The 16298-nt window shown below is 68.7% G+C and carries 18 protein-coding genes; 8 read left to right on the top strand and 10 right to left on the bottom strand.

Going from position 1 to position 16298, the window contains the following annotated elements:
- The first annotated feature begins 291 nt into the window (after nucleotides 1-291).
- Nucleotides 292-849 carry a DUF5134 domain-containing protein gene (locus tag D0D37_RS41845; protein ID WP_116206110.1) on the top strand — a complete coding sequence of 186 codons (558 nt, stop codon included), beginning with the start codon at nucleotides 292-294 and terminating at the stop codon, nucleotides 847-849.
- A gap of 112 nt (nucleotides 850-961) precedes the next feature.
- On the opposite strand, the gene D0D37_RS41840 is transcribed toward D0D37_RS41845, so the two are convergent.
- From D0D37_RS41840 to kstD, 6 genes are read right to left on the bottom strand one after another with little or no spacing between them, the layout of a single operon-like run.
- A complete protein-coding gene (locus D0D37_RS41840) occupies nucleotides 962-1429 on the bottom strand; it encodes a riboflavin kinase (protein WP_116206109.1) in 468 nt (155 codons plus the stop codon).
- A gap of 27 nt (nucleotides 1430-1456) precedes the next feature.
- Complete coding sequence (locus D0D37_RS41835) at nucleotides 1457-2317, bottom strand: MaoC/PaaZ C-terminal domain-containing protein (RefSeq protein ID WP_116206108.1); 861 nt, start codon at nucleotides 2315-2317, stop codon at nucleotides 1457-1459.
- 11 nt (nucleotides 2318-2328) lie between these two features.
- A complete protein-coding gene (locus tag D0D37_RS41830) occupies nucleotides 2329-3354 on the bottom strand; it encodes a ferredoxin--NADP reductase (RefSeq protein ID WP_116206107.1) in 1026 nt (341 codons plus the stop codon).
- Nucleotides 3347-3613, bottom strand: coding sequence for a hypothetical protein (locus D0D37_RS41825; RefSeq protein ID WP_116206106.1), 267 nt, complete (start codon nucleotides 3611-3613; stop codon nucleotides 3347-3349). Before D0D37_RS41825 ends, D0D37_RS41830 begins: the two co-directional genes overlap by 8 nt.
- Complete coding sequence (locus D0D37_RS41820) at nucleotides 3610-4785, bottom strand: 3-ketosteroid-9-alpha-monooxygenase, oxygenase component (RefSeq protein WP_116206105.1); 1176 nt, start codon at nucleotides 4783-4785, stop codon at nucleotides 3610-3612. Before D0D37_RS41820 ends, D0D37_RS41825 begins: the two co-directional genes overlap by 4 nt.
- The gene (gene kstD / locus D0D37_RS41815) at nucleotides 4782-6458 is read right to left on the bottom strand and encodes a 3-oxosteroid 1-dehydrogenase (protein WP_116206104.1); all 1677 of its coding nucleotides are present in this window, start codon (nucleotides 6456-6458) and stop codon (nucleotides 4782-4784) included. The genes D0D37_RS41820 and kstD overlap by 4 nt, the downstream gene beginning before the upstream one ends.
- Before the next feature lie 100 nt (nucleotides 6459-6558).
- Between kstD and D0D37_RS41810 the strand changes: the two genes are divergently transcribed.
- Genes D0D37_RS41810 through hsaB form a run of 5 tightly spaced genes read left to right on the top strand, consistent with a single transcriptional unit; the run spans nucleotide 6559 to nucleotide 11675 of the window.
- A complete protein-coding gene (locus tag D0D37_RS41810) occupies nucleotides 6559-8145 on the top strand; it encodes an FAD-binding protein (RefSeq protein ID WP_116206103.1) in 1587 nt (528 codons plus the stop codon).
- A 32-nt stretch (nucleotides 8146-8177) separates the two neighbouring features.
- Nucleotides 8178-9347 carry a 3-hydroxy-9,10-secoandrosta-1,3,5(10)-triene-9,17-dione monooxygenase oxygenase subunit gene (gene hsaA, locus D0D37_RS41805; RefSeq protein WP_116206102.1) on the top strand — a complete coding sequence of 390 codons (1170 nt, stop codon included), beginning with the start codon at nucleotides 8178-8180 and terminating at the stop codon, nucleotides 9345-9347.
- Entirely contained in the window at nucleotides 9347-10192 is an 846-nt protein-coding gene (gene hsaD / locus D0D37_RS41800) for a 4,5:9,10-diseco-3-hydroxy-5,9,17-trioxoandrosta-1(10),2-diene-4-oate hydrolase (RefSeq protein WP_208720513.1), read from the top strand. Before hsaA ends, hsaD begins: the two co-directional genes overlap by 1 nt.
- The gene (gene hsaC / locus D0D37_RS41795; RefSeq protein ID WP_116206101.1) at nucleotides 10192-11091 is read left to right on the top strand and encodes an iron-dependent extradiol dioxygenase HsaC; all 900 of its coding nucleotides are present in this window, start codon (nucleotides 10192-10194) and stop codon (nucleotides 11089-11091) included. The genes hsaD and hsaC overlap by 1 nt, the downstream gene beginning before the upstream one ends.
- Complete coding sequence (hsaB, locus tag D0D37_RS41790; protein WP_116206100.1) at nucleotides 11088-11675, top strand: 3-hydroxy-9,10-secoandrosta-1,3,5(10)-triene-9,17-dione monooxygenase reductase subunit; 588 nt, start codon at nucleotides 11088-11090, stop codon at nucleotides 11673-11675. Before hsaC ends, hsaB begins: the two co-directional genes overlap by 4 nt.
- 52 nt (nucleotides 11676-11727) lie before the next feature.
- Here the strand turns inward: hsaB and D0D37_RS41785 are convergent, their stop codons facing one another.
- The gene (locus D0D37_RS41785) at nucleotides 11728-11982 is read right to left on the bottom strand and encodes a Smr/MutS family protein (RefSeq protein WP_116206099.1); all 255 of its coding nucleotides are present in this window, start codon (nucleotides 11980-11982) and stop codon (nucleotides 11728-11730) included.
- A gap of 79 nt (nucleotides 11983-12061) precedes the next feature.
- Here D0D37_RS41785 and D0D37_RS41780 point away from each other — a divergent pair, with 79 nt between their 5' ends.
- Both D0D37_RS41780 and D0D37_RS41775 read left to right on the top strand, forming a co-directional pair.
- Nucleotides 12062-12655 carry a PadR family transcriptional regulator gene (locus D0D37_RS41780; RefSeq protein WP_116206098.1) on the top strand — a complete coding sequence of 198 codons (594 nt, stop codon included), beginning with the start codon at nucleotides 12062-12064 and terminating at the stop codon, nucleotides 12653-12655.
- Nucleotides 12652-13830: an FAD-dependent monooxygenase gene (locus D0D37_RS41775; protein ID WP_208720512.1), complete on the top strand. Its 1179-nt coding sequence runs from the start codon at nucleotides 12652-12654 to the stop codon at nucleotides 13828-13830. The genes D0D37_RS41780 and D0D37_RS41775 overlap by 4 nt, the downstream gene beginning before the upstream one ends.
- Here the strand turns inward: D0D37_RS41775 and D0D37_RS41770 are convergent.
- The 3 genes from D0D37_RS41770 to D0D37_RS41760 are packed head-to-tail and all read right to left on the bottom strand — an operon-like array spanning nucleotide 13827 to nucleotide 16139.
- Entirely contained in the window at nucleotides 13827-14063 is a 237-nt protein-coding gene (locus D0D37_RS41770) for a hypothetical protein (protein WP_162834734.1), read from the bottom strand. The two genes, D0D37_RS41775 and D0D37_RS41770, sit on opposite strands and share 4 nt — an antisense overlap.
- Nucleotides 14045-15094 (bottom strand): MBL fold metallo-hydrolase, encoded by a 1050-nt coding sequence (locus D0D37_RS41765; protein ID WP_116206095.1) that lies wholly within the window; start codon nucleotides 15092-15094, stop codon nucleotides 14045-14047. Before D0D37_RS41765 ends, D0D37_RS41770 begins: the two co-directional genes overlap by 19 nt.
- Nucleotides 15095-15104: 10 nt before the next feature.
- Nucleotides 15105-16139 carry a fatty acid desaturase family protein gene (locus tag D0D37_RS41760; protein ID WP_162834733.1) on the bottom strand — a complete coding sequence of 345 codons (1035 nt, stop codon included), beginning with the start codon at nucleotides 16137-16139 and terminating at the stop codon, nucleotides 15105-15107.
- Between the last annotated feature and the right edge of the window lie 159 nt (nucleotides 16140-16298).

The raw sequence follows: 16298 nt of genomic DNA, 5'->3' as shown, positions 1-16298 counted from the left end.
GGGTGGGGGGGGGGGGGGGGGTGTGGGGGGGAGGGGCGGGGGGGTGGGTGGGCGGGGGGGGGGCTGGGGCGGCTGGGGTGTTGGTGGGGGCTTGTGAGTGGCGATGCCGGTTAGAACCGGGATAAACACTCACGAGCCCCGGTCGCAGGGGTCTGACCTGGGCTTGTCGGCCCGCGCATAGCCCTTGTGGGTCAACGCGGATCACCTCATTGCTGGCTGGTGCCTCCCGCCTCGCGCGTGTCACGGTGGTAAGACCCGTGTGACGCAGCGTGTCCGGAGGAGGGTGCCGAGGTGAATGTCCCGCTGGCGTGGCTGTTCACCGCGTTGTTCGCGTTGCTGGCCTTGCCGTGCGTGCTGCGGCTGGTGAAGCTCGACTACGTCAGCCTCGGTCATCGAGTACGCAACGGCGACCTCGCCGAATTGCTGCTGGTCGTGGCGATGGTCGCGATGCTGTCCCCGGTCGGCGGCCCGATCCCGGCAGCGGGCTGGCAGGCCGTCCTGGTGCTGACCGCGGGTTGGTTCGCCTGGTCCGCGTGGCGAGGCCGCGCCGAGGGACACAGCTGTGCGCACCACGCGTTGTCGGCGGCGGCGATGCTCTACATGGTCACCGCGATGCCACACGGCGGCATGGTGCACGGGCCTTGGCTCACGATGTCCACAATGGACACGAGACTGGCGTGGCCGGTGGTCGCGATAGGCGCGGCGGCCTACTTCGCGGTGGACGCGGTCCGCTCGGGTGTGGTGGCGATGCGGTCGCGCGGCACGACGGTGCCGGGGCACGCGTCGCGTACGCTGTGCCGTGCCGCGATGGGCGCGGGCATGGGCGTCATGCTGCTCGCTGCGGTCTGAGCCAGCCCGGCGAATCAAACTCCGGCGCACAGCTAGCGTGGAGAAGTCCGGCGAATCAGCCAGTGTGAATCAACCCCGGCGGAATCAGCCCGGCGAATGAGCCCCGGCCGAATTAGCCGAGCCGCTGGACTTCGCCGTCCGGCGGGAGTTCGGCCAGCTTCGGCAGCGCGTCCGCGGGATGCGCGGCGACCCACTCGCGAGCCGCGGCGACGTCCTGGCCCAGCGCGTCGATCAGCTCTTGCGCGGAACCGAACCCCTGCTGGTCCCGCAGGTGTTTGCCGAGCCAGACGGTGAGGCGCTCGCCGTACAGGTCGCCCTCGAAGTCGAGCAGGAACGCCTCGACCAGCCGGTAGCCGTCGGCCCCGTAGTAGGTCGGGCGGCGGCCCACGGACACGGCGGCGGCCACGCGCGTGCCGTCCGCGCGCTCCGCCCAGCCGGCCCACACCCCGTCGCCGAGTTCGCCGCGCTGGTCGCGCAGCGCGATGTTCGCGGTGGGGAAGCCCAGCTCACGGCCGCGCTTGTCGCCCGGCTCGACTGGCCCGCGCACCACGAAGAAGGTGCCGTCTCGCTCGTCCGCCATGGGACAACCGTATAACGGTCCCGATGCTCAGCGGGGCGTCAGCACTGTGTCGGCCAGCACAGGCGCATCGTCGCGTTCCGGCGCGGTGGTCGTGACCAGCAGACGTCCGCTTTCGCGCCAGACGCGCACGCGCAGCTTTTCACCGGGGAATACGACGCCGGCGAACTTCGTCCCGAATGCCGAGACGCGCTCGGGATCGCCGTCGAGGAACGCGTCGACCACGGCCTTCGCGACGATGCCGTACGTGCACAGCCCGTGCAGGATCGGCCGGTCGAACCCGGCGGCCTTGGCGAACGCCGGGTCGGCGTGCAGCGGGTTGCGGTCGCCGCACAGCCGGTACAAAAGCGCCTGCTGAGGCAGCGTCGGCACGTCGAGCACGGCGTCCGGTTCGCGGTCCGGCCACTCGATCTTGTCCGACGGCCCGCGTTCGCCGCCGAAGCCGCCCTCGCCGCGGGCGAAGATGCTGGACCGGGCTGTCCACAGTGGAGCGCCGGACTCGTCGGCGACCTCGGTTTCCTGCACCAGCACAGCGGCCTTGCCCTTGTCGAAGACGTCGGCGATCCGGGTGCGCGCGACCGCCTTGCCCTCGACCGGGATCGGCCGGTGCAGTTCGATCTCTTGCTTGCCGTGCAGCACTTTCGCCAGGTCGACGTCGACCCCGGGGAACTTCAGCGCGGGTGGTTCGAAGGTGCGCAGGTTGGCCGCGACGGTGGCGAAGGTCGGCAGCACGCGCAGGTCGCGCTCGTAGGTGTAGCGCAGTTCGCGCTCGGCCACCGGATCCGCGCCCGCGCCGACAGCCAGGTGGTACAGCAGCACGTCGGACGGCGTCCAAGCGAAATTGACCTCGCCGAGATCGGCTCCGATCGCGACCGCGGGATCGATGGGCACGGGCTCTCCACTCACTCGTAGCTGACGGACACCTCGTCGGTCAACGGTACCGACTGGCAGGCCAGCACGATCCCGTCGGCGATGTCGTCGGCGTCCAGCACCTCGTTGTTCAGCATTTTCACCTCGCCGGAGACGATGCGGCACGCGCACGCGCTGCACTGGCCCTCGCGACAGGAATACGGCGCGTCAAGGCCCTCGGCGAGCAGGTGGTCGAGCAGCTTCCGCTGCCGCGGCCAGGACAGCTGCCGGGTCTCGCCGTCGAGGTCGACGGTGAGCGCGGTGGTCTCGCCGCTGGTCTCCTCCTCGGGCTCCGGCTCATCCGCGAACGGATTCCCAGTAAGCGAATGGAACTTCTCCACGTGCACGCGTTCCCGCGGCGCGCCCAGTTCGCGCAACGCGTCCTGTGCGGCGGCCATGAACGGAGCCGGGCCGCAAAGGAAAGCTTCATGCCCCACGTAAGGCTTGGCGAGCGCCCGCAACGCGGTGACGGTCGGCAGTCCCTGCAGGCTTTCCAGCCAATGCACCACAGTGAGCCGGTCACCGAACCGCTCAGCCAATTCGCGCAATTCCGCGGCGAAGATCACCGACTGCTCGTCGCGGTTGGCATAGACGAGCACCACCTGTCCGTCGCCCTTTTCCAGCGCGGACTTGAGGATCGACATCACCGGTGTGATCCCGCTGCCCGCGGCGAACAACAGAAGGTCCGCGTCCAAAGAGGACGGACAGAACACGCCGGACGGCCGCAGCACGTCAATCGTCGCGCCCGCCCGAAGCTCGTCACAAACCCAATTCGACCCGTACCCGTCGACAGTCCGCTTCACCGTGACCTGCACCCGGCCCTCGTGCGGCGCGCTCGAAAGCGAGTAGCATCGCGCGACGGAACCCGTCTGGTCGCTGGGAATCCGCAGGGTGAGGAATTGCCCGGGGGAGTAGGCGAACCGCTCGAGATGCTCGTCCGGGACAGTGAACACAATGGACCGGGCGTCCGCGGTTTCCTCGATCACCTCGGCGACGGTGAGCGTGATGACGTCAGTCATTGCGCACCTGCCCGAAATTGCCGTCGCGCACCGCGGTGTCGATGCTGTCCGCGAGTTTCTCGCAGGTGTCCAGCAACGCGGTGTTGCCGCCGGAAGCGGCGTGCGCGGCGAACACCGGACAGCTGGTCGCGGCGTCGGTGGTCCACTGGATGCTGGTGTGTTTCAGGCTGTTTTTCTTGACCAGCACACAGGTTCCGCAGCTGCGGCATTCGTGCGGCCGCAACCCGGAGGTGAGGAATTCAGTGGCTTCGGCCGTCACACCCCAGCCTCCTCCGACTGAGCCGCCGCCTCGGCCTCCGCCCGCTGGCGCGCCAGGTTTTCCTGCACCTCGGCTGACCACGCCTCGTTCGCCTTCGTGGTGTCCACTTCGAACTCGAACCGGCGCGTCATGTCCTCGGTGACGTCCGCGGCGTCCACGTAGAACTGGTCGTACCAGCGGCGCAGCTGGTAGACCGGGCCGTCTTCCTCGCACAGCAGCGGATTGTCGATCTTGGTCTTGTTCTTCCAGATCTCCACGTCCTGCAGGAATCCGACGCCGATGCCCTTCGCCAGCTTCCCGGCGATCTTGTCCGCGTGTTCGTCGGAAATGCCGGGCATCTTCTTGACCATGATGCCCCACTGCAGCACGAACGAAGTCGGCGAAACCGGGTAGTGGCAGTTGATCAGCACATTCTCGATTTCGAAGCCCTGGAAGGAATTCACCAGCCAGTTGATCATGTAGGAAGGGCCGAAGTACGACGCTTCCGAGCGGAGCAGGTTTTCCTCGCCGCCGTAATTGGACGCCATGCCCATGTCCGGGCGGCCCTTGGTGTTGAGGTACTGGGTCGCGATGTGGCCCTCGAACACGTTCTTGAAATACGTCGGGAAGGCGTAGTGGATGTAGAAGAAGTGCGCCATGTCCACCACGTTGTCGATGATCTCGCGGCAGTTGGCGTTCTCGATCAGGATCGAGTCCCAGGTCCAGTTGCTCCACTCGTCGCTGAACGCGCCCTCGACACGCGGGATCACGACGTTCTCCGGCGGCGGGTTGCCCTCCGGGTCGTGCCAGACGAACAGCTGCTTGTTCTCCTCCAGCACCTGCCACGCCCGGGTGCGCGCACGCAGCGGGACCCGCTTGGCGTAGGGGATCGACTTGCACTTGCCGTTGCCGCCCCAGCGCCAGTCGTGGAACGGGCAGGCGATCTCGTCGCCCTTCACCGAACCCTGGGTCAGGTCGCCGCCCATGTGCCGGCAGTACCCGTCGAGCACGTTCAACTTGCCCGCGGTGTCCGCGAACACGACCAGCTTCGTGCCGAACGCCTGCACTGCGTGCGGTTTGCCGTCGCGGAAGCTGTCGGCGAGCCCGAGGCAGTGCCAGCCGCGGGCGTACCGCGCAGGGGGCGCCCCCGCGTCGATCGTGCGGATCTCGGATCCATCGGTCTTCGGCGTCACTGCCTGCCTCCCGTGCCGGTCTGATCTTCGTTCGCCAGCGCCTGTGCCGCAAGGTAGCCGAACACCATCGCCGGGCCGATGGTCGCGCCCGGTCCGGCGTAGGTCCGGCCCATCACCGGAGCGCTGGTGTTGCCCGCCGCGTAGAGGCCGGGCACGACCGTGCCGTCCTCGCGCAGGACGCGGGCGTTTTCGTCAATCCGCAGGCCGCCCTTGGTGCCCAGGTCGCCGGGCACCACGCGGACCGCGTAGTACGGGGCCTTGGCCAGTTCGCCGAGGCTCGGGTTGGGGCGATTGCGCGGGTCGCCGTAGTAATGGTCGTAGGCGCTGAGCCCGCGCTGGAAGTCGTCGTCGACGCCCTTGCGCGCGAAGCCGTTGAACCGCATGACGGTCTGCTCCAGCGCTTCGGCGGGCACGTCGATCTTCTCGGCGAGCCCGGCCAGCGTCGCGGACTTCGCCACGATCCCGGCCTTGTACCAGCGCCCGGGCAGCGGCTGCCGCGGGCCGAGGCCGGTGAACAGGTAGCGGTCGCGGTAGCGCTGGTCGAACACCAGCCACGCCGGGACGTGCTTGCCCGGGCCGTCGCCGTCGCCGTACATCGCGTGCACGGCCTCGACATACGGCGCGGATTCGTTCACGAACCGCGTGCCCGCGGCGTCGACCATCAGGCAGCCGGGACGGGACCGTTCGGCGAGCGCGAACCACGGGCCGCCGGTGAGCGGGAACGACGGGCCCCACCAGGCGTCGTCCATCAGGTCCGTCGCGGCGCCGAGCTTGAGCCCGGCGTTGATGCCGTCGCCGGTGTTCGCCGCCGCGCCGACGGTCCATTCGGTGCCGATCGGCGCGCGCTGGTACTTGGTGCGCATCTCTTCGTTGTGCTCGAAGCCACCGCAGGCCAGCACTACGCCGCGACGCGCGCGGAACAGCGTCTCTTCGCCGTCGCGGCGGGCCACGATGCCGGTGACGACGTCGTTCTCCACCTGCAGGTCGACCAGCGGCGTGTCCAGCAGAACCTCGACGCCCGCGTCCCGCAGACCCTTCCGCAACCCGGCCGCAAGCGCTTGCCCCATGGACAGCAGCTGCTGTCCGCGGACCCGTCCGACCAGCCATTTCATTCCAAGGGACAGCATCCGGGCGAACCCGCGCGGATGCCGGGCGATCAGGCTCAGCCAGCGATAGTCCGACTGGGTGATCGGCACGCCGAGCGGTGGCGCGCTGTACGGCGGTTCGAGCTGCGCGAGGTCGGCGCCGAGCAGCTTGCCGTCGAGCGCCTTCGGCTCCACGGACCGGCCGCCGGGACGTCCGCCGGGCGCCTCGGGGTGGTAGTCGCTGTATCCGGACACCCACTGGAACTCCAGCGGAGTGTTCCGCGTGACGAATTCCAGCACCTCGGGGCCGTGGTCGAGGAAGGTCGTGCGCAGGTGCTCCGGCACGACGTCGCCGACGATCGAGTCCAGGTACTGCCTCGCGCGTTCGGGGGGTTCTTCGATGCCCGCGGCCCGCAGCGCGTGGTTGCCGGGCAGCCAGACGCCCCCGCCGGAGCGGGCGGTCGAACCGCCGAAGCAGGCTGCCTTTTCCAGCACCACCACGGACAGCCCGCGGCGGGCGGCGGCGAGCGCGGCGGTCATCCCGGCGGCGCCGCTGCCGGCCACCACCACGTCGTACTCGTCCGACATGCCACCTCACATGCAACGTGTTATCGGCTAAAGCTGGCCTGCTCGGGGCCACTTCCGTCACCATAGACGAGAACGTGTTCCAGTTCTAGGGTGGCGGACTATGGACGAGTTCGGGACGGACGTCGTGATCATCGGAGCCGGCGCGGCCGGCGTGTGCGCGGCCATCGAAGCGGCCGACGCGGGCGCCGAGGTGCTGCTGGTCGACCGGTTCTCCGGCGGCGGGGCCAGTCGCGTGAGCGGCGGCGTGGTCTACGCCGGGGGAGGGACGCCGCAGCAACGCGCCGCGGGCGTCGACGACAGCGTGGACGCGATGTACGCGTACCTGCGGATGGAAACCGGCGACGTCGTGTCGGAGCGGACGTTGCGGCGGTTCTGCGAGGAAAGCGTCGACATGGTCGCGTGGCTGGAGCGGCAAGGTGTGCCGTTCGAGGGCAGCATGTGCGACTACAAGACGTCGTATCCCAGCAACAAGCATTACCTGTATTACTCCGGCAGTGAACTCTCTGGCGGCTTCCGCGACGTGGCGAAACCCGCGCCACGCGGACACCGGGTCAAGGGGCCGGGCACGTCGGGGAAGCTGCTGATGAAGCAGTTGCTGGCCGCGGCTCGCGAGCGCGGGGTGAAGGTGCTGCCGCAGACGCAGGCGATGAACCTGATCACAGATGACTCCGGGACGGTCACTGGGGTGCTCACGCACAGTTTGCGCGACGCGCCTTCGTGGGTGCGGGTACGACATGCGCGGCTGGCGGATTGGGCGGCGAAGCCGGGGATTTACGTGCCTGCGATGCGTCGGTCGCTGCATCAGCGGGTGGAGCGGATTGAGCGCAAGCATGCGCGTGAGCTGCGGATTAGTGCGCGGCGAGGCGTGGTGCTGTCGGCGGGCGGGTTCATCGTGAACCGGGCGATGGTGCGCGAGCACGCGCCCGCGTATCGCGGCGGGCTGGACCTCGGGACTTCTGCCGATGACGGATCCGGTATCCGGATGGGTGTCGAGGTCGGCGGACGCACGGCGGAACTGGACCGGGTGTCGGCGTGGCGGTTTCTCACGCCGCCGTCGGCGTTTCTCGGCGGGTTGCTGGTGGGCGCGGACGGGCGGCGGATCATCGACGAATCCCGGTACGGCGCGGCGATCGGCGAGCGCATGATCGCCGAGCACGGCGGACGCGGCTGGTTGCTGGTCGACGAACCGATCGTCACCGAAGCCCGGCGCGACGGGCGAAAACAAGGCCAATGGTTCGCGACGCTGCAGCTGCGGTATCTGCTGGGCAAGGGCCGGGTGACCGCTGGGACGATCGAGGAAGTGGCCGCGCGCGCCGGAATCGACCCGGCCGGGCTGGCGGCGACTTACGCCGAGTACCAGCGCGGTCCGGACCCGGCGGGCAAACCGGCGGACTTCGCGCGGCCGTTGGACACGCCGCCGTACTCGCTGATCGACGTGTCCGTGAAACCGAACCTCGGCTACCCGTGTCCGATGCTGACGCTGGGCGGCCTGGTGGTCGACGAGGACACCGGCGCGGTGGCCGGCGTACGCGGTCTTTACGCCGCCGGACGCACCGCGGTAGGAATCTGTTCCAGGTCGTATGTGAGCGGCCTTTCGCTGGCTGACTGCGTGTTTTCCGGCCGCCGGGCAGGGTTGCACGGCGCGCGCGGGACGGACCGCGTCGACAAAAACGAGAACGTGTTCTAGTCTTGAGCGTGTCGAGCGAGAGAGGACGGCCGATGAGCGAGCTGGCTGCCGTGATCGCGGGGGTGCGCGACCTTCTTCCCGTGCTGCGGGAACGCGCACAGGAGACCGAGGACGCCCGTCGGATCCCCGCCGAATCAGTGAAAGCGCTGCAGGAGACCGGATTTTTCCGCCTGCTGCAACCGAAACCGTACGGCGGCTTGGAAGCCGACCCGGTCACCTTCTACACCGCGGTCAAGCTCATCGCGAGCGCCTGCGGGTCCACCGGCTGGGTCGCGTCGATTCTCGGCGTGCACCCGTGGCACGTCGCGTTGTTCGACGCGCAAGCCCAGGCGGACGTGTGGGGCGAGGATCACGACGTGCGGATTTCTTCTTCGTACGCGCCGATGGGCAAGGCGACCGTCGTCGAGGGCGGCTACCGGCTGTCCGGGCGATGGAGCTTCTCGTCCGGAAGCGACCACTGCACGTGGGTGCTGCTGGGCGGTCCCGCGTTCGCCGACGGCAAGCCGGTGGACTTCTGCACGTATCTCGTGCCGATCTCGGACTACTCCATTGTGGACGTCTGGGACACGGTCGGGCTGCGCGGCACCGGGTCCAACGACATCGTCGTCGAGGACGTGTTCGTGCCCAAGCACCGCGCACTGAGCTTCATGGCGACGTCGAAGTGCAAGACCCCGGGACAGGAAGTCAACCCGGGCCCGCTGTACCGGCTGCCGTACGGTTCCGTGCACCCGAGCACCATCACCGCGCCGATCATCGGGATGGCGCAAGGCGCGTACGACGCGCACGTGGAGCACCAGGGCAAGCGGGTGCGGGCCGCGTACGCGGGCGAACAGTCCAAAGAGGACCCGTTCTCGAAGGTGCGGATCGCCGAGGCGAGCAGCGAGATCGATGCGGCCTGGCTGCAGCTGACGCACAACATCGACGAGCTGTACCAGCTGGCCTGCAAGGGCGAGAAGCTGCCGTTCAGCACGCGGTTGCGGGTGCGCCGGGACCAGGTGCGCGGCACCGAGCGGGCGATCTCCGCGATCGACCGGCTATTCGAGAACTCCGGCGGCCGCGCGTTGCAGCGGGGCACGCCGATCCAGCGCTTCTGGCGCGACGCGCACGCGGGCCGGGTGCACGCGGCGAACGACGCGGAACGCGCGTACGTCATGTTCGGCACCGGCGAGTTCGGCTTGCCCGTCGAGAATGCGATGGTCTGATGGCTCCCGAAGGTTCCTATGTGGACACAGCGGGCGGTCTTCGCCTGCACTACCACGAATCCGGCGCGGAGAACGCCGAGACGGTGCTGTTGCTGCACGGCGGCGGCCCTGGTGCTTCGGCGTGGAGCAACTTCGGCCGTAACCTGCCGGTGTTCGGGAAGTCGTATCGCACACTGGCGATCGACCAGCCGGGTTTCGGCCGGTCGGACAAGCCGACTGAGCACCCGCAGTACTTCCGGCACAGCTCGGACGCGGTCGTCGGCCTGATGGACCAGCTCGGCATCGAAAAAGCGCACCTCGTTGGCAATTCGCTCGGCGCGGGGGCGGCGGTCCGGCTGGCGCTGAACCATCCCGGACGCGCGGGGCGGCTGGTGCTGATGGGCGCGGGCGGGCTGAGCGTCAACCTGTTCGCCCCGGATCCGACCGAAGGCGTGCGGCTGCTGTCCCGGTTCGCCGGGGATCCGACGCGGGAGCGGATGGAAGCGTTCCTCCGGATCATGGTGCACGACCAGGCCTTGGTGACCGACGAGCTGATCGACGAACGCTTCGAGATCGCGCGTTCGCCGGAGTCGCTCGCGGCGATGCGGGCGATGGGCAAGTCGTTCAGCCTGCCGGATTCCTTCGAGGAAGGCATGTTGTGGCGCGAGGCTTACCGCCTGCGCCAACGGGTCTTGCTCGTCTGGGGCCGGGAGGACCGGGTCAACCCGCTCGACGGCGCGTTGCTGGCGCTGAAGACGATTCCGCGTGCGCAACTGCACGTGTTCGGCGGCTGCGGCCACTGGGCGCAGCTGGAGAAGTTCGACGAGTTCAACCGACTCGCCCTCGACTTCCTCGGGAGTTCGTGATGGCTATCCGTTCGCTGGGATATCTGCGCATCGAAGCCACGGACATGGACGCCTGGCGCGTCTACGGGCTGAAGGTGCTCGGCATGGTGGAGGGTTCGGGCACCGACCCGAACGCGCTCTACCTGCGCATGGACGATTTCCCGGCGCGATTGGTGATCGTGCCGGGTTCGAAGGACCGCTTGGCGGTAGCGGGCTGGGAAGCGGCCAACGCCGCGGAACTGGACGAGGTCCGCACCCGGCTCGACGCGGCTTCGGTGCCGTACAAGGAAGGCACGCCGGAGGAGCTGGCCGACCGCCGCGTCGCGGAGATGATCAGTTTCACCGATCCGTCCGGCAACACCCTGGAGGTGTTCCACGGGGTCGCGCTGCAGCACCGGCGCGTGGTGAGCCCGTACGGCCACCGTTTTGTCACCGGTGAACAGGGCCTGGGCCACGTGGTTTTGTCGACCCACGACGACGAGGCGGCGCTGAGGTTCTACCGGGACGTGCTGGGCTTCCGGCTCCGCGACTCGATGCGCCTCCCGCCGCAGATGGTGGGCCGTCCGGCCGACGGCGACCCGGCGTGGCTGCGGTTCTTCGGCTGCAACCCGCGGCACCACAGCCTGGCGTTCCTGCCGATGCCGACGCCGAGCGGGATCGTGCACCTGATGGTGGAGGTCGAGGAGACCGACGACGTCGGGTTGTGCCTGGACCGCGCGAAGCGCAAGAACGTCCCGATGTCCGCGACACTCGGCCGGCACGTGAACGACCTGATGCTGTCGTTCTACATGAAGACTCCCGGCGGCTTCGACGTCGAGTTCGGCTGCGAGGGTCGTCAAGTCGAGGACGAGGACTGGATCGCCCGCGAAAGCACCGCGGTTTCGTTGTGGGGCCACGATTTCTCGGTGGGCGCGCAATGACAGCCGCCGTTCCGGAGGCCGTGCCGGACCGGTTTCGCGAGGTGCTGGGCCACTTCTGCACCGGCGTGACCGTGGTGACCGGCTATGTCAAGGGCGCTCAGACCTTGGCTGACTACGCCAGTTCCGGCACGCCGACCGGACCGGTGGGCTTCGCCTGCCAGTCCTTCGCGGCGCTGTCGCTGGACCCGCCGCTGGTGCTGTTCTGCGTCGCCCGGACTTCGCGCACCTGGCCCGCACTGGCCGCGGCGGGCACGTTCGCGGTGAACGTGCTCGCCGAAGACCAGCAAGCGGTCTGCGCCGAGTTCGGCCGCCGCGGCGGCGACAAGTTCTCCGGAGTGTCCTGGCAGCCCGCCCCCTCGGGCGCACCGCTGCTGGACGGGGCCCTGACCTGGGTCGACTGCGAGGTACAGGCGGTCCACCCGGCCGGGGACCACTACGTGGTGGTCGGCCGCGTGACCGCACTGGGCGAGACGTCCGACGCTCGCCCGCTGCTGTTCCACCGCGGCCGCTACACGGTCACCGAACCGGTGCCGGACGCGCTCACCGCGCTGATGCCCTGGCCCCGCCCGGACGACTGGCTCTGACTCCCTCGTGAGTGGCGATGCCGGTTAGAACCGGCATCGCCACTCACGAGGCCTATTTCCAGCGGAAGTGCACGAAGACCCGCCCGAAGTTGTCTTTGTCCTTCTCGACGCGGTGGTAGAGCGCCTTCACGTCCTTGCGCTCCAGGAACCGCAGCACGTGCTTCTTCAGCTGCCCGGACCCCTTGCCCGGGATGATCTCCACGAGCGGCGCCTTCTTCGCGACCGCCTCGTCGATGACCGCGCGCAGCGCCTTGTCGATCTCCCCGCCGCGGTTGTAGATGTCGTGAAGATCGAGCTTGAGCTTCATAGGTCCTTCCTACCGCACGCGCTTATAGTCGACATCGACTACTCTTTCGCGTATAGTCGATCCTGACTAAGGAGCTGCAGTGAAGCGACGCGTGGTGGGGAATCCGCTCGGGCTGGCCGTGCTGGCGGGCTTGCTCGAGGAGCCGATGCATCCGTACGAGATAGCACGGCGGTTCGTGGAGTACGGCAAGGAGCGGGATTTCAAGTACACCCGCAGCTCGCTGTACATGGTGGTCGGGCAACTGGAGAAGGCCGGGTTCATCGCCGCGCAGGAGACCCTGCGCGATTCGGCGCGCCCGGAACGGACGGTCTACGCCATCACGCCCACCGGACGGCTCGAGCTGTTCGACTGGATGCGCGAACTCGTCGCCGAACCGGCCACCGAGTATCCGCTGTTCGGGGCGGCGCTGTCGCTGTTCATCGTGCTGCCCGCGGACGAACTCCGCGAGTTGCTCCAGCAGCGGCTCGCCGCGCTCACCGCCATCGCCGACGACATCCGCGCGGCGATCGAAAACGGGCGAGAGCAGGGGCTTGCCTGGTGGTTCCTGGTCGAGGAGGACTACCGGCTGACGAAAGTCGAGGCGGAGCGCGGCTTCGTCGAGCGGCTCGCCGAGTCGGTCGCCGGGGAGGACTACCGGCAGGCGTGGGAAAACTACTTCAAGGGGAGATCATGAACGTATCAGTGATCGGTGGCGGCATCGCCGGTGCGACCACCGCGATGGCGTTGCAGCGGGCGGGAATCGAGGCCACTGTCTACGAGGCTTATCCCAAGACGGCGGACGGAGTCGGCAGCGCGCTCACGCTGTCTCCCAACGGCCGCAACGCTTTGCGTCAGCTCGACGCCGACGACGCGGTGGCCGCAGTCGGCGTCGAGGTGCCCGGAATGGTGATGCAGAACCACAAAGGCCGGGTAGTCGGCAGATTCGACGGGCTGCCGGAGCTGCCGTCGAGCCTGCTGCTGCGCCGGGACCGGCTGTACCGCGCGCTGATGGACGAGGCGCTGAGCCGGGGGATCCCGGTCGAGTTCGGCAAGCGGCTGGAGTCGATCGAGAACAAGCGGGACCAGGTGGTCGCGCACTTCGCGGACGGTTCTTCCGCGGCCGGCGACGTGCTGATCGGCGCGGACGGCATCCGGTCGGCCGTCCGGTCCACTTTGGACCCGGCGGCGGCTGCCCCGCGCTACACCGGGCTGCTCGGCCTCGGCGGCTGGATCCGCAATCCCGGCCTGCCGGTCACCGGGAACTACCAGCATTTCGCGTTCGGCAAGCGGGCATTCTTCGGCTACTTCATCGACGCGGAAGAGATTCTCTGGTTCAGCAACGTCCCTGCCGCTGACCCGGCCGAGGCGAAGACCGCGTCGCCCGAGCATTGGCTCTCGGTGCTGCGGGAACGACACGCGGACGACATCCCAGCACGCGACATCATCGCACTGTTGAAGCCGGAAGACGTTGCCCAGCCAGGAATCCTGGAGGACATCCCGACGGTGCGGACGTGGCACCGCGGCCGGGTCGTCCTGGTCGGCGACGCCGCGCACCCGACGTCGCCGAGTTCCGGACAGGGAGCGTCGCAAGCGGTCGAGAGTTCGCTCGAATTGGCTCGTGCTTTGCGGGATTCCCCGGACGTGGCAACAGCTTTCGCCGCGTACGAGAACGCCCGGCGGGAGCGGGTCGAGAAGATCATCGCGCAGGCGGCGAAGACCAACAACGACAAGGCGGCGGGTCCGGTGGCGCGGATTATGCGTGACTTGCTGATGCCGGTGATGATGAAGACGGTGATGAGCCCGGAGAAGATGTTCGGCGAAGTGCATCGGCACCGGATCGAGTTCGCGTCCTCTCGCGCCGCGGTTTAGCGGAGGCACGCGAGCGCGGACCGGCGCACGAGGGCGGTGCGGCCGAGCAATCCCAGCACGGTCAAGGCATCCGGGGGACCGCCGGTCCGGATCACGCGGAGCTGGGTCCGCTCGGAGGCCCGCAGCAGGTCGTCGGCACGCCAGTCGGGGCCGCTCGTGACGGCGCGGATCAACGCGGCCGGGTCCGGACGCTGACGGACGGGGAGACCGTCCGTCAGCCCAGGGTCTGCCACCATCCGTCCACGGGCGGCGGGGCGGACGCGTCGATCCGCTGCCCCGGTTTCGGGATCGCGAGCGGGAGGTCGTTGGCCTTGGCCTCCCGCCACACCCGGTCCGCGGGATCCGTCCAGGCGTGCGTGGCGAGCGTGAACGTCGCCCAGTGCACCGGGACCAGCAGCCCGCCGCGCACGTCCAGATGCGCGGCGACGCCTTCCTCCGGCGTCATGTGGATGTCCGGCCAGTGCGGGGCGTACGCGCCGACCTGGATCAGCGTCGCGTCGAACGGGCCGTACTTCGCGCCGATCTCCGCGAAACCGGCGAAGTACCCGGTGTCGCCGCTGTAGAAGACGCGATGTTCCGGACCCGCGAGCACCCACGACGCCCACAGCGTGCTGTCGTTCGCGAGTCCTCGGCCGGAGAAATGCTGCGCGGGAGTGGCGACGAACCGGATCCCGGCGACGACCGCGTCCTCGTGCCAGTCGAGTTCGACGATCCGGGCGGCCGGGACGTGCCACCGTTCGAGATGCGCGCCGACGCCGAGCGGGACGAGGAAGGGCGCGTCGGTCAGCGAGATCAACGCCTGGACGGTGGGCAGGTCCAGATGGTCGTAGTGATCGTGGGAGATCACGATCGCGTCCAGATGGCCCAGCGCCCGCAGCGAAACCGGGGGAGCGTGCAGCCGTCGAGGCCCGGCGAACGCGGCGGGCGACACCCGGTCGCCCCACACCGGATCGCACAGCACGCGGGCGCCGTCGATCTCCACCAGCGTGGACGCGTGTCCGTACCAGGTGAGAAAAAGACCGTCGGCCGAGGAAGCGGTCGACGAGGAGATCAGCGGAATCGCACCGCCCGGACGGCGGCGGGCGCGGTCCTCGCCGAACAGGTATTCGCGCACGAGCCCGCCGGGGGCGGAGGGCGTCGCGCGAGTGGAGGCGGCGTTGCGGAACACGCCGTCGGCGTACTGCGGAGACTGGCGCATCCGCTCCGCACGCGCTCCGGCGGCCTTCGCGCCGAAGGCCGCCGGAGTCAGTGCTTGGAACGTCATGCCACCAAGTTTACGAACCGTTCCTGAGAGGGGCCCCAGCTTCGTGCAGGTGCCGCAGCGTCTGCCGGTACGACGACACCAGGCCGGTCCGCAGGTACGAGATGCCGATCTCGGCGCAATACGCCTCCACCATCGGCTGGGCCCGGCGCAGATGCACCGACGGCATGCTCGGGAACAGGTGATGCTCGATCTGGTGGTTGAGGCCGCCGAGCAGGACGTCGATGACCGGTCCGCCCGCGACGTTGCGCGAGGTAAGCACCTGCTTGCGCAGGAAGTCGAGATCCGTCTTGCCGGTCAGCGTCGGCATGCCCTTGTGGTTCGGCGCGAAGATCGAACCCATGTAGACGCCCCACAGGCCCTGGTGGACGGCGAAAAACAGCAGTGCGAGACCCGGCGGAAGGACGATGAACAAGGCGGCTAGGTAGACCGCGAGGTGAGTGAACAGCAACGCCGCCTCGAGCCCGCGACGGCGCAGACCCGGGCGCGCGACGGCGCGGAACCCGGAAACGTGCAGGTTGAGGCCTTCGAGAGTGAGCAGCGGGAAAAACAGCAGCGCCTGGTGTCGGCCGATGAACCGGGGCACGCCGCGCGCCTCGCGGGCCTGCCGCTGAGACCAGACGAGGACATCCGGATCCACATCCGGATCCAGCTCCTCGTGGTTCGGATTGGCGTGATGCCGGGTGTGCTTGTCCATCCACCACCCGTAACTCATGCCGATGCCGAGATTCCCGGCCAGCCGCCCGGCGATCTCCGCGGAACGACGCGTCCGGAACACCTGCCGATGCGCCAAATCATGCGAAAGCAGGGCGATCTGCCCGAACATGAACGCCTGGAACGCGGCCACAGCCAGCTGCCACCACGAGTCGCCGAGCAGCGCGAACGCCACCCAACCCCCCGCGAACAGCACAGTCACCAGCGAGATTCGAGCGGTGTAGTAGCCGGGACGGCGGTCGAGCAGACCGGCGTCGGTGATCCGGCGGCAGAGCCGGGCGAAGTCGCTTCCCGGCCGTGGGGGCGAGGAGAGGACGAGTTTTTCGGTGGTCACGGGGGGAGTATTGCGGCGCGGCCCCCAGACAGGAAACCTGCAGGCCCGAATCATCGTGCTGGGGTTGACCCCACCATGCTCGTATGCGGGTGCGCGGCGGTGCTGCTCAGGCGGGGCGGCGAGGCGGCTAGCAGGGGTTTTGCCAGGGGAGTGTGGGGC

The sequence above is a fragment of the Amycolatopsis circi genome (assembly GCF_003385235.1).
Classification (GTDB): domain Bacteria; phylum Actinomycetota; class Actinomycetes; order Mycobacteriales; family Pseudonocardiaceae; genus Amycolatopsis; species Amycolatopsis circi.
This window is presented reverse-complemented; position numbering and strand designations above follow the sequence as displayed.

Coding starts and splice junctions, on each gene's coding strand:
- D0D37_RS41840 (WP_116206109.1), bottom strand. CDS start 1,429: ATGGCGGACGAGCGAGACGGCACCTTCTTCGTGGTGCGCGGGCCAGTC.
- D0D37_RS41830 (WP_116206107.1), bottom strand. CDS start 3,354: ATGACTGACGTCATCACGCTCACCGTCGCCGAGGTGATCGAGGAAACC.
- kstD (WP_116206104.1), bottom strand. CDS start 6,458: ATGTCGGACGAGTACGACGTGGTGGTGGCCGGCAGCGGCGCCGCCGGG.
- D0D37_RS41810 (WP_116206103.1), top strand. CDS start 6,559: ATGGACGAGTTCGGGACGGACGTCGTGATCATCGGAGCCGGCGCGGCC.
- hsaA (WP_116206102.1), top strand. CDS start 8,178: ATGAGCGAGCTGGCTGCCGTGATCGCGGGGGTGCGCGACCTTCTTCCC.
- hsaD (WP_208720513.1), top strand. CDS start 9,347: ATGGCTCCCGAAGGTTCCTATGTGGACACAGCGGGCGGTCTTCGCCTG.
- hsaC (WP_116206101.1), top strand. CDS start 10,192: ATGGCTATCCGTTCGCTGGGATATCTGCGCATCGAAGCCACGGACATG.
- hsaB (WP_116206100.1), top strand. CDS start 11,088: ATGACAGCCGCCGTTCCGGAGGCCGTGCCGGACCGGTTTCGCGAGGTG.
- D0D37_RS41785 (WP_116206099.1), bottom strand. CDS start 11,982: ATGAAGCTCAAGCTCGATCTTCACGACATCTACAACCGCGGCGGGGAG.
- D0D37_RS41775 (WP_208720512.1), top strand. CDS start 12,652: ATGAACGTATCAGTGATCGGTGGCGGCATCGCCGGTGCGACCACCGCG.
- D0D37_RS41765 (WP_116206095.1), bottom strand. CDS start 15,094: ATGACGTTCCAAGCACTGACTCCGGCGGCCTTCGGCGCGAAGGCCGCC.